Raw genomic sequence first — 15,612 nt, 5'->3', positions numbered from 1 at the left:
GGGTTGCGTCAAACGATGCAACCCCTTCTTTTATGGTTTTCACCCATCTGTAAAAACTAGTCATACCGTCTGGTCATACTTTTTAGACGGGCTGGTGCCTGCGGCACAACTTCTTCATCTAATATTTCAGCAAGATGACTAATGCTCGATGACAAGCTTCGCAGGTAGATGTCAGTCGTGGTCGCCCGCTGATGACCAAGCAACAACTGAATATCCGTCAACGTCGCCTTGCCGCTATCCATCAAACGCTGTGACACATAATGACGCAGGCTATGGAACCCAAAGGGCTTTACGCCAACCTTTCGGCATAGCCGCTCCAGCATGTAGCGTAGCCGTGGTTGCAACTTGGTGAACTGACCTCCAGTCTCTGGATTGGTAAAGACAAATCGGCTCTGCCGATCACGCTCTTCCCAAAGCTGCTTGAATATGGGCAAACACTTCGGCGAAATGGGTAAAATGCGTGACTGCTTGGCACCTCCCTTACGCTTTCGGGTCCAAAGTGACAGCCTTTTGCGTTCTAAATTTACGTCTTCCCATGTGAGATTCATGATCTCCCCCAACCGTGCGCCGGTGGTTAGCAGAACATCAAGGAACTGCTGCTGCCACGGGGCCGCTGCCAAACGAACGGCAGCTACGTCCTCTGGCGGGGGGACATACTTAGCAACCTCCTCTTCCGGGTACATGGAAATATTCTTCCATGGATTATCTGGCTGTTCATCCTTGAACCAGTTCCAACACGCTTTCATGGTTCGCAGCCTCCTGTTTGCCGACTTGTTCCCCTTCTCCGCCTGCGTATGAGCAATGAACTTCTTTGCGAAGCTCACCGTAACCCCTTCGACAGCGATATCCCCACCAGTATAAGTCCCGAATTCAGTAAGATGGGCATACTTTTCGGCCACCGTTGTAGGCTGCATCCTCGCTTTGCAATCACACAAATACCTACGGGCAGCGTCGGAGTACATCAAACGCTTCGGAACTGGACATTGCGCTTTCAGCAGTTTCCTTTCCTGTACGATCCACTCCTCCCCTTCTCTTTTTGTTTTGACAACTTGGCTGTACTGCTTTCCTTTTAACTTGAAGTAGGCCTTGTAATTCCCGCCCTTCCCTTTGTATTCTCTGACTGCCATGATACACCTCGTTGTTATTTTTCTCTCTACAATACGCTATTACTTCATTCAAATCAAACCGAGCTGACTTTAGATTCCTATCTATCCAGCCATTTGGGGTGACAAAGTAATGCGGATACTCTCGCCAATTGTTTCTGACAGTGCCATTACTGAGCTTAAGATGCTCTGCCAGCTCGCTATACGTCAGGCACGAGGTGGACATAGCCTACCTCACATCTTGATATGACTGCTCAACGGCCAGAGCAATTGATTCTTCAATAATTTTTCTGGGAGTATATGCGAGAATTCCGGATGAGTTAAATACTCTTTTATGATAATTCATACTTTTGGAATTCTTTTTGTGATACACGATCAGCCTGTTCCTTACAAACTTCCACTGATCAACAGTCAGTACAACACCTTCTTTCTTAAGCAATGGCAGCTTTGCCCTATTGATTACACCAAAGGTACGGCATTTACCTGCATCACCTATCAGCTTTATCTCATTATTCCATTTCTCACGCTTTGTAATATAGCCAAAGTGCCTTGAAAAATCACATTTAACTATATGGACACTTTCAGAGCCCCAGCGGACCAACCTACCCCATAGCATGAACAGCGACTGATACAGCTCTCTTTTCCCAATCTTAGCCCTACACCTGCCCATCAAATGAAAATGATATCGCGCGGTGGGGGACCATTCCATTTTATACACGAACCAGCATGCCGGAAATTTCCGACGCACCCCGCGCGCGAAGTTGTCAAAAATCCGTTTAGCTTCGACCACGGATATCTCTGGCCATTCCGAACGATCAAATCCCAACGTTATGAACCAGTAGGGCTTCTCCGACAGAGCTGACAGCAACCTAATTAAAGCGACCTTCTGCCGACGAGCTCTTTTTGCCAGTCGTTCACTCTCAGTGATTTCCAGATCACCTTTCTTACTATTTTTCCCCTTCGCGCAGCCGTCCTCACGGCTCTTGCGAATCGCTACCTCACGCCAAGTGCAGCAATCACCATGAATCGTTACCTGCATGTACTTTTCAGTCATTGTCTTAACTCGCTACTTTGCCGAAGCTTCGTGACGTACACTTACTGTGGTGCACACTCGAACAAACGAGATCCCACTCCGGCGGTTCGCGGGTTAAAACGATTCCATTTTCGCCCACACGAAAAACTACATAATCACTCTTTAATTCAAGATGTTAAGACAACAAAGAACCACCTCCTCAAATTTTTTCTAGCTCGCACTTCACGCATTGTGTATCCATAGAAAACTCCATAGGAAAAACCTACCATCAATAAACCTTGGAAAAATCTATGTCAAAACCTATGAAAAAAGCTCCTGTCAGGGTCAAACGCAACTACGAGTTTTCGCAAAAGGCGATTGTCATATTGGATAAAATCAAGGCGATGCCCGACATCAAACTCAACGACTTCGTATCCGAGGCCGTCGTGCACTACGCGAAATACCTAGCTGAGAATGGCGGGATTGAGGGCATAGCAGCAGCCGAAGCGGAAGGCATGGAAAAACGACTGAGAAACCTCGAAAGACATGTCTACAGCATGCATTACGAGCACCTCAAAGACAGGATGGGAGAAAAAGGGGTCCAAGAAGCCCAAGGCTATCTCTTGAGCAAGGGACTGGTTGAAACTAGCAGCTTCGAGGGAGTGAGAAAGGAGATCAAGCGCAAACTGAGGGACAACTCACCGAGAACCCCTAGTGAATGCCGTGTGCTCATCCATATGGCATCAAAAAACGAGAAAAGCCGCTAACGGCTAGCGGCCCTCCTCACTGAAAAGGTGCATCCAACAAAGGCAAACGTCAGAAAGAAGTTTGAAAAGCCAGCCAATTACACTCCGGTACCAAACGCTATTGGGTCACTTGAAATAACTACCCCTGATAAAGGGACAAGAGGATGATTCCCCCATGAGCATCATTGCCCCTCTTCGCGTCACAGGCCCCTTCCTTGAATAACAGAAATGCATTCCGAGCTGTTCTTGTGAGCCCGAAAAGCAAGCCGCCTCGCAGCGCGAGGCGGTGAAGCAGGGCATCAGAACTCATACTTCTCTTTGCGCCGGATGAAGGCATCGCGGCCACCTTCCAGAATGCTGGCCACCTGATCTCGAATCACAGGAACGTCAATCGAGCCTTGTGCTTCCAGCCCGAGACACCCTTGGTTTTCAGCGGCCGTGAACACTCCAATCCACTCGGCATCCCCAAACACCGGGATGTTCGCGTTGTGTGTTGCGAACAAGAACTGCCGACTAGTTTTTGCCTCCCTCAACTCGGCGACGATCCGATCTGCAATGAAGGCGTTGTCTAGGTTGTCCTCCGGCTGATCCATCAGAAGGGGATCGACGTTCTCAAGCAGCAGCATGTGCAAGATTGCCGTGCACTGCTGGCCCGTGGAGAGCTTGTTGAGCGGACGGAATACCGGATCAGCTTGGCCGTGAGCGACGTTCAAAAAGATGTCCACACGATGCTCCAGCTCTAATGCCTCCAGCTCCATGAGTTGCGACGACTGGAGCTTGGTGAGTGCGTCGGCCACCATCTGTGTGAGACCCCAATCGAGTTGCACGTTGGCAGACCCTTTCTGAATCGACTGGGCCAGCGATAACGGGCTGATCGTCTCGGCGTCCTCAATGAACGCAAGCCGCTTTTCACCTACACCGTCCAGCTTACAACCAAGCAGGAACGTCAGCAATGGCGTGCGGTCAGCCTCCGGCACGATTTCCACCTTGAGCTTGCCTTCAAGCCGCCTGCTCAGCTTCTTCGCAGCCTTCTGCAACGCTTGTATGCGCTGCCCACGTAAATCGGATAACTCGGCCAACAAATTGCGCCGCTCCTGACGCAAAGTATCGCGCTGGGACTCATAGGTGGTCAATCGCGATTTCATCGGCTTGATACGCTCGCGCTCCCCCAGCAACTTCTGATAGGCAACGCCGACCTCCTGCCCGCTCTTTCCAGCAGTGGCGGGCAGCGTCCGCAGCGCCTTCTCCAACTCGGCCTCGTGCTCCTGAATCGCCTGCTGCCATGCCCCATGCTGGGTGGTGAACTGTCCTGCCTTGTCATCAAGCATGGCCTGCATGGCGGTCAGATGCTGGGAGAATCCCTGCTTGAGTCCATCCAGCGTAGAGCGCATAGCGAGCAACTGGGCAGCATCAGGTAACCCCTCAAGGGCCTCATCGTTGATGAAGTCGAGATCAGGCAAGCCATCACGCAGGTCTGAAAGCGCGTCGCGCAAGCTCTGCACGCCATCGGTCGCAGTCTTGGCAATTTCTCGCTCGCGCGCAAGCAATGAGGTCTTGGCCAGCTTCTCCTTGATCCCCAACTCATCAAAACCGCGAAGCTGTTCTTCCAGCTTGGGCAAGCGCCCAACCTGTACATTGAGATCGTCAAGGTCGTTCAGGGCCTTCGTGAGCTTCTGCTGGTTGTCCTTCAAGCGCTTATGCACGTCGGCGCTCTTCGCCTCGTACTCCCCGTATTGAGGAAGAAAGCGATCCAGCAACTGAACCCGGCTGGTTTCATCTTGGGCCAGCTCGTAAATCTCGTTCTGCCCGTAGATATCGATACCCGGCAGCAAGTCGCGCGGGAGCAGGGTAGAGACATTGCCATCCATGTCACGCATCATCGGCGGTTCGCCATGACGGCGCGAGATGGTGTACTGCTTGCCGTTCTGGGCAGAGGACACCACTGTCAGCTCGACCCGACCAGCCGAGCGACCAAGGTTCTCCTTGATGATCTCTTGGTAGAGCTTCTGAGCCTGTTTTCCTTTGGGCGGCAAGTCCAAGGCGAAACGCAGGCATTCAAGCAGGGTTGACTTACCCGTTCCACGGCCGCCGATCACCGTGTTGAGATGATCGGAAAAATTCACCCGGACGCCATCAAGGTAGCCACCGGCCACCGTCATGCGTAGCAGCTTGCCAATGGGGCTTTGGGCCTGCTGCGAGTTGAGCCGGATACGCGATCCCGGATCGAGGAAGGCGACCTTGAACGCAGCGAAAGTGGGCCGTGTCATCTTGATGAAGCACGTAGCGCTCGGCTGATCCAAGTCATCAGGTTTGGCTACATCCTGGGCATTGATCGCTGCCACAGGGCGCTCGCGCCAGTAGCTGTCGTCCTTGTTCAAGAACACCTTGCGATAGAAGTCCCCCTCGATGCCTGTCAAGCCGTCTATCGACCCCGGAATCTGGGCCGCGCGCAGCTTGGGATGCTTCCATACGTGGTTCAGACGGTTTTTCAGCAGCCCGCTGGCCAGTGTGCAATGTGCAGCGTAGATGAACCCGCCCAGTAGATCGACCTCTTGGATCAGCTCTTCCGAACTCAGCCGAGAAGGCCGGATGCCATCCGCTGGGTCATACAGCTTGAGGTTGCCAAGGTAGCGATCAAGCTGCTGCACCGTGGTATCCTCGGGGAAGAGACAGACGTAGTGCGTCTTGTCGTTCGAGGCAATCTCGAAGCCGGGAAACACCACGATCCCGTGCGGCTGTAACACCTGACGCAAAGCATCGACGCTGGCCACGCTGCCGTGGTCGGCTAAACCGACAACTTTGATATCCAGCTGAAGGCATTTTTGAAGCAGAGCTTGGTTGTAACCGCCCTCATCCAGCCCGTGATCGGCTCCTCTGTAGGTGCCGTTGTAGCCGACAGGATTGACCTGTAGCGCGCAGCGCCAAAATCTCGCGTAGGTGTATTGATCGCTCATATTCCTCCCTGATTTATACGCACGCTAAAGGACTGACGTTGGCCACCCATGCTTCGCGCATTGGCCGCGCTTAGTGGCCCTGGTTCGCCTCCGAAAATGATCCAGGATGCGGCAACCGTTCTGCCCGCTTCGTGAGAATTCGATAGTTTTGCGTTGCAGAGGTTGTGCAACCCGCAAAGCCCAGCCACACATGGTACTCCTGGAAACATCCAAGCCCAATCTGGCGAACATGCACTCTTGGCGATAAAACGGCAGCCCGTCCACAAACTTGGAAGCCAGGACATACCCGGCTGACGGCTTTGGATTTAAGATTTTGTATAAACTACTAAGCCGAGAACCAGTTGATTGCGAGTACATCACAGGGTCAACTTTTAATCACACCAAAACTAACTACTCCTGGACTGGGGGGGGCCGCCAACCAGCAGCCAGTCTAAATCCGAATGGAAACGCCACAGGCATCGCAAGCGGCAATCCAATACGAGCATGAAAGCACCCAGCAAGCAGAAATAGCGCACTTAGGCAAGCATTGCTGAAAAATTATATCCAGCGATACGACTGCATAACCTTGAGGCTATGGAGAGGGGCAGTTCCAAGGCACGCCTGTAAAAACCTATAATTTCTAATCATTTTTTATTTGCTTGATTTTTTCACCATCTACTTACATAATAGAATAAACAAGCGTGACGCCCTAATCGGTTTATTAGCCAGTTGCTCTGTTCGAGTTTCTGGCTTTTTTATGAAGAAGGTGTCTCTGTAAATCTATTGAAAGAATTCAGGACTACAATGTTACAACCTCAAAGCTACCCGCAGTATATTAAGTACATGGGGTCAAAAAGCAAACTAATCTCTTTTGTCATTGAAGCTATCAACACTGCATACGATGGTGGCGGAATTTGTGATCTGTTTGCAGGATCATGCAGTCTGTCCGGGGCTCTTCGTGGACAGGTAGATATATTGTCGAACGACATTCAGGCCTATTCTGGAGTCATTAGCCATGCATACTTAACCGCCTGGAAAGAGCCTGAAATTCCTCAAGGACATGAACTTGTCGAGCAAGCACAACTGCTGGTTGCAAATAACGCACAGCGCTATGGTATAAATTTTACGTACGACAAGGTCCGCTCAATCAAACAGTTCAACACGATCGAATCGCAGTCTCGAGATTTTATATCTAAACACTACGACTCTCCATATCATCTATTTACAAAATACTACTCTGGCACGTGGTGGAGCGCGGAACAGTGTTTGTGGATAGATGCATTAAAAGAAGTTGCAGACAGATATCAAAACAGCAGCTTTTATAACTTGATCTTATCATCTGTTATGTATGCTATGGCCTACTGCAGCCAAGGGACTGGCCATTATGCTCAATACCGCGATGCCAAGAGCAAGAGCTCGCTGGACGACATACTCACATATAGAAAACGGGAATTTTCATCGTATTTTTTGACAAAATACAATTCATCGATAACAACACTGCCTGACTCGCCCCCCATTTACAATCACGAAATTACTTCTCTTGATTATGTAGAAAGACTAAATACACTTCCAAAGTGCACCATTTACGCTGATCCACCCTACTGCTTTGTTCATTACAGCAGATTCTACCACGCAATCGAAACACTTGTCCTGTATGACTATCCAGAAATTCAACTACGTGGAGGGAAGTGCGTTAAGGGGAGATATCGCGTTGACAGGCACCAGTCTCCATTTTGTATAAAATCAAAAGTTAGAGATGCATTTAAACAACTCTTTGACGGTGTAAAACATTCAAACAGCAACTTAGTTTTAAGCTATAGCAATACTGGCATGATCGAACTTAAAGATTTAAGAGCATTAATGAAGAAGAGCATGGCCCAATACTCATTTTCCGAGCGAGTCATGGACCATGATCATATGACTATGGGAAGACAAGGCGATCGAACAAGAAAGGTAAAAGAATTACTCCTTATTGCAAAACGCTATGACTAGCTACACCTACAAATCATACTCGTAGCAACGAGAGGTAATACCAATCACCAGAACAGGACATCCACCAGCCCCACCACCTATAATCTTTGGTATCAACTTGGACATGTGAGTAGTAGAAGCACCATATGAAGCTCCCTTACCTAGGCCATTGAAAATCAACTGCAACTCGTCGGAGCGCGTGATTATTATCCCTACTGAAATTGCGTCCAAATCATATAGCAATCTAAAATTGTTCAAATCCCTATCAAAAAATGGGTCCTTATTGTTCCACTCAACCTCAATTGCCACCTTATTTTTATAGCAGTCAATTTTATGTGTTGGAGTTGAACGCACAACACCATCAATAATCTTACTTGTCTCAAACTGTTTCTCTATCCACAACATATTATACAGTGCGCCATCTAACTTTTCAGCAATTGGAGACTTCCTCCCTCCAGCTGCTACTATATCTGATGACAACAAACGAAATCCACTAAGAACATTGCACAGCTCAGAAAACTCTTGATAAAAGCTTCCATTCAATACTGAAAGTGCATTTTTATAATCAAATACCTCATACCTCGTAAGCATAGCATCCCTCTTCGTGTGGAGCCCTCCCTAGACTGGCATCTCTCAAATGCCAAAGGAGATTCCAACAAGTTAACTAATGAATTTCACTGAGTAACTCAGAGCGTAATATCAGGTTCAAAATACGTAGAGCGTTATGGCTTACTCTGTCAAGGTATTGTATTTCTAGCCCACCACCAGCGACAATGGCTAACCGCTAAAGGTCTCCCTCAGCCCAGCTTGTCCGTACATTTCTGCACATAACACAATAAGCAATGTCATCGGAATTGGACTACCCTGCCTAATTGCTGGATACTCCAACACAAGATGAAACAGCACGCTTCAACATATTGATTTAAATCATACTTCTGTTATAATGCTAAAAAGCGAGTACACACATGAACAAGTACCGAATCACTCGGGACATGTTCTTCTCCAAGGTGCAAGCTCGCAAGCTGTTGACGTGCTGTGAAGCACTAGCCAAGCTTGAGCGCGATAGCGGAATCACCACATGGCGAGTACGCCACATCCTCACACACATAGCTTTGCACAGCGGCTTGCGGGTCAGCGAGATAGCTAACTTGTGCCTTGGCGATGTCCTGCTTTCAACGCAGGAGAATGTCCTGATCGTACAACGCGGCAAGGGCGGCAAACGACGAGATGTCTATATCGACACAGGCCTAGCCAATCACATCAAGAAATTCATTAAGCACAAGAAGCAGTGGGGGCACGGCACCAGCGCCGGAGACCCATTACTCAGAGGCCGTGGCGGTACACCATATACCACCACGGCTCTTTACTTGGCATTCAAAGCCGTACTTCGGGAAGCGGGGCTTCCAAGCCGTTACAGCATCCATAGCTGCCGCCACACCTATGCAACCATGCTGCTGGCGAAGACGAACAACATCCGCTTCGTCCAAAAACAGCTGGGCCATGCTTCCATCAGCATGACCGCCCACTACGCTGACGTCCTACCCGAAGCGAACCAGCGTCTGGCAGAATCCCTGATCAAATAGCGCAACCATGAACCATGCTCCCCGTTTCGACGGGGTCTTTTCGCATGCCCAAATACAAGGAGGCCACTATGTGGAACGAACCGACACAGGCACAACTCGATGCCATCCCGCGACTGTATGAAACCGAGGGAATCGCCCTCACGGACAAGCCGATTTACCTGCACTTCTTCATCGGGCTGTGCAACTGGTACATCACGGAGTTCGATGGTGACGACACCTTTTTCGGCTTCGCCATTCTGAACGGTGACTACGAGATGGCCGAGTGGGGCTACATTTCCTTTTCCGAACTGAAGGAATTGCGAGTGTCATGGGTACACGTTGACCACGACACCTACTGGCATGTTCGCCGGGCCTGCGACGTGGAAGACATCATGAGGGGGATGCGATGAAAACACGGCATTTCGCAGATACCGTCGTGGCTTTGTTCGACCCGCAACTAGGCATAGAAGAGAAGGCGGCGCTACTCGCCGAATTGGAGGTTGTCAGCGCACAGCACCTTGATGAGGCGGGCGTACTCACACCATCGGAAGGCGCATGTATTGAGTTGGCGGATGGCAGCGTGTTTCACCTCACGCTATCGAAAGGCACTGACGAAGGGGCAGCATGAAGCCATACGCACAGGGCAAGTTCGACCAGCTATGTGGGGTGTATGCGCTGATCAACGCGCATCGCCTGATTTATCCAACCCTTTCCTCACGCACACATCGGAGCCTATTCGCTCAATGCCTCGAATGGTTACATGGGCACGACCAACTGCTGGGAGCAGCCAATGAAGGGCTACACGTCAACCAACTCCTGAGCATGAACAAGGCCGTGTTTGCCCCACGGTTTCCCGACATCACAGTGCGGCGACCCTTCTTGTTTAGGAAGGCTGTGCTATCGATGGCATGGAATGATGCCACCGCATTTCTTACGGAGGAGCAACGAGCAATCATTACTCTTTTCGGCACTGACAACTGGAGCCACTGGACGGTGATTCGATCCGTCACGCCACACAGCGTTTCGCTCTTCGACAGTATCGACTTCCACCGACTCACGAAGAAGGGATGCGTTTCACCCGACTTACCATCAGGACGGTACACGGTGTACCCGACTCATATGCTGTTTTTGGAAGGAGGGATATAATGCCACTTTTTGGGATTCGTGGATTTGCGCGTACTTCGTTCCCAGTTTGGCTGTTACATATTATATCAACCATAAATAAAAAACTACCAACCAATCAACACAAGCTAATTTCACCAACTCATTCTTGGCCTAATATCGGCACTATTCCCTATTTGCCCCAATCAACCTACGAAAGGCAGCCTACAATTAATTATGATAATATTTAAACTCAGACATAGGGAGAATACTGATTAGCAGCAGAGATATTGGCAATCGTATCGCTTACGGGAATACGGATTATAGGAAGGTGAGGTAATCCCCCCAAAAGGCCCGAATAGGTGGAGCCAAAAGGATATTTGATACCCTCCGAATACGCTGTGCAGAAACATCAACCTCTGGCAGCGGGTTAGCTGACAGCATCCTAGCCATAAAGAATGTTTGATTATAGACTTAGCTATTGATATTACCCAATTCAACACCACACGCCCTCCCCAACAAAGTGAAGAAGATCGACTCAAGCTACGAATGGCACCTTGGAAGGGTAAACGGCGCGCCATTACTTTATGCAAGCGGAATTGTTTATATTTCAGCCAACTGTATGATATCATTTTAAATCTGACATTTCATGTTAGGGAGCTTAAGAATGGAAGATCATCGTAGATTGGCAGCTCTAGCTGTATTCAGAGAGCTGTATGATAGCAATAACAAAGTGCATGAGATCCTGAGAAAATTCGTGATCGAGATCATTGCATCTCATAAGTCATACGAATTTTACCCGAATGAAATCAACTCATTAATGACTGAATATTATGGATTCAAACTTCCAGAAGCTGTTGTACGCACTGTTCTGCACTCTTTAACAAAGTCAACAGATTGGTGCGCTAAAGAAAATGGGAAATACATTATAAAAATGATGCCTGAGAGCTCTGAAGATCTTCAAAACAAATATAAAACTAGAATTTCAATACATGATAAAATATTCAAAGACTTAATAGCATACATATGCCGTAAAGAAAATAGACAGCTCAGCGAACTTGAAGAAATAAATGCTAGAAAATCTCTTTGCGCCTTTCTGCTAAATGAATCAAATGGCGAAACATACTCTCGCTATGTTAGTTCTTTCATATTAGAACGTGAGAGTGACGACTCTTTCCAGAACGATATTGAGGAAATTCGCGAGGGCGTTATCCTATACTCAGGAATTACCTACAACAACAAGCCAAGCGAAGTTGGAAGCTGGACGACGGAAATGATCCTTTTTTTGGATCAAGAAATTCTTTTCCACTGCTGCGGATTAAACGGAGAACTCTACAAAACATACTTTGATGAATTCCATCGATTTGTGAAAGAAATCAATACCAGTGGAAAAAAAAGAAAAATCTGGCTCTACTACTTTCAAGAAACGAAGGATGGAGTGGAAGGTTATTTCAGAAAGGCTGAGGATATCGTCAGAGGGAATTCAGAAATGTGGGTAGGAAGCCCTGCAATGCGCTGGATCATAGATGGCTGCAACACCCCCAGCGATGTGGCCACAAAGAAAATGAAATTTTATCGTGACCTTGAATATCATGGGATTGTTTTGGATAACAGCTTTGTCTTTGACCACTCAAAATACGAGCACAATATTCTCAATCACGAGATTCATGAATTTGTAGAAGCCAAATTTGGAGATAAGGGCTTAAACTCCCTAGCCCTTCTCAACAAAATTCATTGCCTGCGGGGAGAATCATCAACTAATAATTTTGATTATATAAAGTACCATTTTTTAACTGGCACAGCTCTAACCCATGAACTAGCTTGGGAACCTATAATCAAAGGAGAGGAGTCTGTCCCTCTGGCAACTTCCCTTGATTGGCTTACTAACAGAATGTGGTTCAAACTAAACAAAGGTTTTGGAGGTGAAGCCTTCCCTTCATCCGGCAGGGCCCTTTGCAAAGCAAGAGAGGTTTTATCTACTATTATAAATAGAAAAGTAAGTGATGACTACAACAAGACAGTTAAAGAGTTCAATGATAAAAGATTGTCTCGCGAAGATGTTCAAGGCATACTGATCAGCCTCATGGAGCAAACACGTCTTCCTGAAGAAATTAATTCACAAAATATCGAAGAGCATTTAAATTTTTGCAAATTAGACAAATTAGAAGAGTACAAAGCGATTCAAATCGAAGCTCAAAACAGGCAAAAGCAAATAGATCAAGAAAATATTAATCTTAATAAAGAAATTCTCAAAAAAAATGAAGAGAACAAAAAACTTTTACTCACCATACAACACGAGAGAAACGAGCGAAAACTAAGAGACACCACTGACAAAATAGAATTATTAAAAACAAACAAAAAAAACATTGACAGAAAGTTAATCACATATTTTAGACTAACTACAATTCTTTTTACACTTTTAATACTAGTAACAGGATTTCTGCTCGCAACGTTTCTCTCTTCAACTTGGAGCGTAGCCGAGCCATACATAGTGACGCTACAGATAGTTACACCAATACTAGCTGCGCTAATCATCCCATTACTAACGATAAAAGCTGCAAAAGAAAAAATACAGACAGCGATGAAGAATCGTCTTTATTTATCAGCAGAAATTGATGAGGAAAAAATAAAATCGCTCCAAGAAGAGTTGGCCAGACTCGAAGAAACACTTCACCAACCCCATGATTTGCTGGAGATAGAGAGCCAAGGCCAGGAATTCGCAAGCGCCAGATCAGCTTGAGGCCCCATACAGATATGTACGGCTATCATGGCGTGTGGCGGGGAGATTTTAGTCATACCGCTGGTCATACTTTGGGATGATTTTGAGTGCATTTGGGTGTATATGGTATGACCACGAGTGCAGCCAAACCACTAACATCCTTGAATCACAGATTTTATTAACCAGTCCGTATCGACTGCTAAGCGGGTATACGCCTTAAAAGCGTATCGAGGGTTCGAATCCCTCCCTCATCGCCATTTTTTGGGGTTTAGATGAAAATCTAAACCCCTTTTCTTTTGGTTGAAGCGCGACACCGAAAAGCGCGAAGAGAAGTGTTTTTTCAGGACACTCTTGCATTCCATGCCCCACTACACCCCCCTTGCTTTTTTCACAAAAACGAACCCCCTCCATTCCGGCGGGGCTGCTTGTAGCACGCAAATCAATTTTGCGCATCGCGCAACATAATTTTGTTACATAATCTTGCAGAAAAGCCCCGGCCGAAGCCGGGGTCTTTCATTACAGTTTCTCAACTCCTGAATCTGCCACCAGATTGAGCCGATCGCATGCGATCTGGAAGTAGTCCGGGGACAGTTCCATACCAATGAAGCTTCGGCCTGTCTGGAGGCATACCGCGCCGGTGGTGGCCGATCCCATGAAGGGGTCGAGCACGGTGCAGCCTTCAGGGGTTACGTCCAGCAGGTCGTGGATCAGCGGCAAGGGTTTCTCGGTCATGTGCATCCTGCGCTGGTGCGCGATGATAGAGTGCCGGTACACACCGGGCAGGCAGCGCCTGTGTGCAGCAGTGAGCTTGCCCTTGACCCCGAATACCACGTATTCGCACTGGCGGCGGAACTCGCCGAGAATGGGCCGGGCCGTGGGCTTATCCCACACCACGATTCCGCGCCATGTCCAGCCGCCGATTTGCATGGCGTCCGTCATGGCCGGTAGCTGCCGCCAGTCGGTAAACACCATGCAGGCAGCGCCATCCTTTGCCACCCGGTAGCATTCCGCGAGCCAGAGCGATGCCCACAGCGTGAACGATCGCTGGTCCCGGTTGTCTCCGTGGAACTCGGCATGGCGGCGCTGCGCGTGCGAGCTTTGGTACTTCTTGCCGGGTGCCTGCTGTCGCTGGCTGGCATGAACGCCGCCAGTGGAGTACGGCGGGTCGGTCAGGATCGCATCCACGGAATCATCCGGCATGGCCATCATGAGGCTCAGCTCCTCGCCTCTGTGCAGTCTCGCACGTCCTATCTCTATCACTTAGCATCTCCGAGCGGGCCGCTCGGGCCTCTCGGCAGGGACTCATGATCCGCATGTAGTTCATTGTGTGACAGCGTTTACACTTGATTTCCAGTTCAACTACTTCGCCCTTGGCGAGCAACCTATTGCATTGACCGCACCGTATTTCTTGCATTTCAACTTGCCGTGTCCGTTTTGCCCCGATACAACCCTTCCTGTCTGATCAGACACAGGAGCAGCGGGGTATCTCTTCGAATGGGTGCAACCATTCGCGGGGCCGTGGTGCGGTGGGTCAACACCGCGCCGGTGGAGGACCACATGTCCTCCGCCTGCTCCACCAGGATGATGCGGCCCGGAGTGATCCGGGCCGTTTCCTTTTGTCTCCCTATCGATTGTCAAAGACAAACGACTAATCAGGCAGCACGTATACAGGATCAATGGCTGCAATAGCCCCGGCATCATCCCCGGCAGCGGCCAGTTGGTCCTCGTAGAGTTGCTGTGTGCCCAGCACTGCCGCGCTCACCGCCTCATAGGTGGCCACGTTAGCCAGTACCCTGTCCCGCAGATCCAGCAGGCCAATACCGCGCGTTGCGGCAATGCCGCTGAGCAGCGGTGCGGCGGCGTCCGGGTCAGCGGACAACGCGCGGGCCTCCGCCTCCTGTTTTGACCAGCTGAGCTTTTCGTGCTCGGAGTAATTCGAGGTCAGGCCCGACATAAACGCATCGGCGCGGGACACTATCTCCCGCCGTTTGGCTGCGCCTGCGGCATCCACATCAACCAGCCACCCAGCACCGTCCCCCCATATTGCATACGGGCTATCCGGCGGCTCCTGTGTTGTGTAGCCGGGTGGCACGTCCGCACCAGCTGAAATATTCATCCGTTCGCGCGTTGCCGTGGACCACACCGGAGTTTTAGCGATGGGATTGGGGTAGCTGATCACCAGTACGCCATCCGCGTCCGTTTCCAGCGGAGCACCGTAGTCGTAGCTGTTGATATCAACGTCGGGACGCTCTACCCGCATCGGCTGCACGCCGATTGCCGCGAGCCTGATAACCCACGCTGCGGTTGTTTCGCCTGCCTGCTGCGCGAGGCTGGCGGCAGGATACGCAATACCGGCGTACACCACTGTACGTGCTACGCCGATGGAGCCGTCTTTGTATTTATATTGCATGGTTGCTCCTACAATATGGTGTGTTGAATAACAGAGCCATTCCCGCCATCGCCGC

General features: G+C 49.3%; 15 protein-coding genes. 7 read left to right on the top strand and 8 right to left on the bottom strand.

Annotated features, from left to right (window positions below):
* Positions 1-56: 56 nt before the first annotated feature.
* Both HUV26_RS07835 and HUV26_RS07830 read right to left on the bottom strand, forming a co-directional pair.
* Positions 57-1,127: a tyrosine-type recombinase/integrase gene (locus HUV26_RS07835; protein WP_174409573.1), complete on the bottom strand. Its 1,071-nt coding sequence runs from the start codon at positions 1,125-1,127 to the stop codon at positions 57-59.
* 205 nt (positions 1,128-1,332) lie between these two features.
* Positions 1,333-2,157: a hypothetical protein gene (locus HUV26_RS07830; protein ID WP_174409572.1), complete on the bottom strand. Its 825-nt coding sequence runs from the start codon at positions 2,155-2,157 to the stop codon at positions 1,333-1,335.
* Positions 2,158-2,426: 269 nt separating this feature from the next.
* Here HUV26_RS07830 and HUV26_RS07825 point away from each other — a divergent pair, with 269 nt between their 5' ends.
* Entirely contained in the window at positions 2,427-2,882 is a 456-nt protein-coding gene (locus tag HUV26_RS07825; protein WP_174409571.1) for a hypothetical protein, read from the top strand.
* Positions 2,883-3,160: 278 nt separating this feature from the next.
* Here HUV26_RS07825 and HUV26_RS07820 read toward each other — a convergent pair whose 3' ends face one another.
* A complete protein-coding gene (locus HUV26_RS07820; RefSeq protein WP_174409570.1) occupies positions 3,161-5,815 on the bottom strand; it encodes a TrlF family AAA-like ATPase in 2,655 nt (884 codons plus the stop codon).
* 24 nt (positions 5,816-5,839) lie between these two features.
* Positions 5,840-6,172, bottom strand: a complete 333-nt coding sequence (locus tag HUV26_RS16930; RefSeq protein WP_274602459.1) for an IS66 family transposase — start codon at positions 6,170-6,172, stop codon at positions 5,840-5,842.
* Positions 6,173-6,598: 426 nt separating this feature from the next.
* On the opposite strand from HUV26_RS16930, the gene HUV26_RS07810 reads away from it, so the two are divergent.
* Positions 6,599-7,786: a DNA adenine methylase gene (locus HUV26_RS07810; RefSeq protein WP_174409568.1), complete on the top strand. Its 1,188-nt coding sequence runs from the start codon at positions 6,599-6,601 to the stop codon at positions 7,784-7,786.
* A 6-nt stretch (positions 7,787-7,792) separates the two neighbouring features.
* Here HUV26_RS07810 and HUV26_RS07805 read toward each other — a convergent pair whose 3' ends face one another.
* On the bottom strand, positions 7,793-8,356 hold the full coding sequence (locus HUV26_RS07805) for a BglII/BstYI family type II restriction endonuclease (RefSeq protein ID WP_174409567.1): 564 nt from the start codon (positions 8,354-8,356) through the stop codon (positions 7,793-7,795).
* Positions 8,357-8,730: 374 nt separating this feature from the next.
* Between HUV26_RS07805 and HUV26_RS07800 the strand changes: the two genes are divergently transcribed.
* The 5 genes from HUV26_RS07800 to HUV26_RS07780 all read left to right on the top strand — a co-directional run bounded on the left by HUV26_RS07800 (position 8,731) and on the right by HUV26_RS07780 (position 13,168).
* The gene (locus HUV26_RS07800) at positions 8,731-9,348 is read left to right on the top strand and encodes a tyrosine-type recombinase/integrase (protein ID WP_174409566.1); all 618 of its coding nucleotides are present in this window, start codon (positions 8,731-8,733) and stop codon (positions 9,346-9,348) included.
* Between the two features lie 14 nt (positions 9,349-9,362).
* On the top strand, positions 9,363-9,737 hold the full coding sequence (locus HUV26_RS07795) for a DUF2958 domain-containing protein (protein WP_243451313.1): 375 nt from the start codon (positions 9,363-9,365) through the stop codon (positions 9,735-9,737).
* Positions 9,734-9,955: a hypothetical protein gene (locus tag HUV26_RS07790; protein ID WP_174409565.1), complete on the top strand. Its 222-nt coding sequence runs from the start codon at positions 9,734-9,736 to the stop codon at positions 9,953-9,955. The genes HUV26_RS07795 and HUV26_RS07790 overlap by 4 nt, the downstream gene beginning before the upstream one ends.
* Positions 9,952-10,473 carry a hypothetical protein gene (locus HUV26_RS07785; protein WP_174409564.1) on the top strand — a complete coding sequence of 174 codons (522 nt, stop codon included), beginning with the start codon at positions 9,952-9,954 and terminating at the stop codon, positions 10,471-10,473. The genes HUV26_RS07790 and HUV26_RS07785 overlap by 4 nt, the downstream gene beginning before the upstream one ends.
* Before the next feature lie 622 nt (positions 10,474-11,095).
* Complete coding sequence (locus tag HUV26_RS07780; RefSeq protein WP_174409563.1) at positions 11,096-13,168, top strand: hypothetical protein; 2,073 nt, start codon at positions 11,096-11,098, stop codon at positions 13,166-13,168.
* A 495-nt stretch (positions 13,169-13,663) separates the two neighbouring features.
* Here the strand turns inward: HUV26_RS07780 and HUV26_RS07775 are convergent, their stop codons facing one another.
* The 3 genes from HUV26_RS07775 to HUV26_RS07765 all read right to left on the bottom strand — a co-directional run bounded on the left by HUV26_RS07775 (position 13,664) and on the right by HUV26_RS07765 (position 15,557).
* Positions 13,664-14,407, bottom strand: coding sequence for a DNA-methyltransferase (locus HUV26_RS07775; RefSeq protein WP_243451312.1), 744 nt, complete (start codon positions 14,405-14,407; stop codon positions 13,664-13,666).
* Complete coding sequence (locus HUV26_RS07770) at positions 14,337-14,561, bottom strand: Com family DNA-binding transcriptional regulator (protein ID WP_174409562.1); 225 nt, start codon at positions 14,559-14,561, stop codon at positions 14,337-14,339. The genes HUV26_RS07775 and HUV26_RS07770 overlap by 71 nt, the downstream gene beginning before the upstream one ends.
* A gap of 234 nt (positions 14,562-14,795) precedes the next feature.
* Complete coding sequence (locus HUV26_RS07765; RefSeq protein ID WP_174409561.1) at positions 14,796-15,557, bottom strand: hypothetical protein; 762 nt, start codon at positions 15,555-15,557, stop codon at positions 14,796-14,798.
* Positions 15,558-15,612 lie beyond the last annotated feature (55 nt).

The organism is Desulfovibrio psychrotolerans (genome assembly GCF_013340305.1).
Taxonomy (GTDB): Bacteria; Desulfobacterota; Desulfovibrionia; order Desulfovibrionales; family Desulfovibrionaceae; genus Halodesulfovibrio; species Halodesulfovibrio psychrotolerans.
The sequence above is the reverse complement of the archived record's forward strand: the minus strand, read 5'-3'. Positions and strand labels throughout refer to the sequence as shown.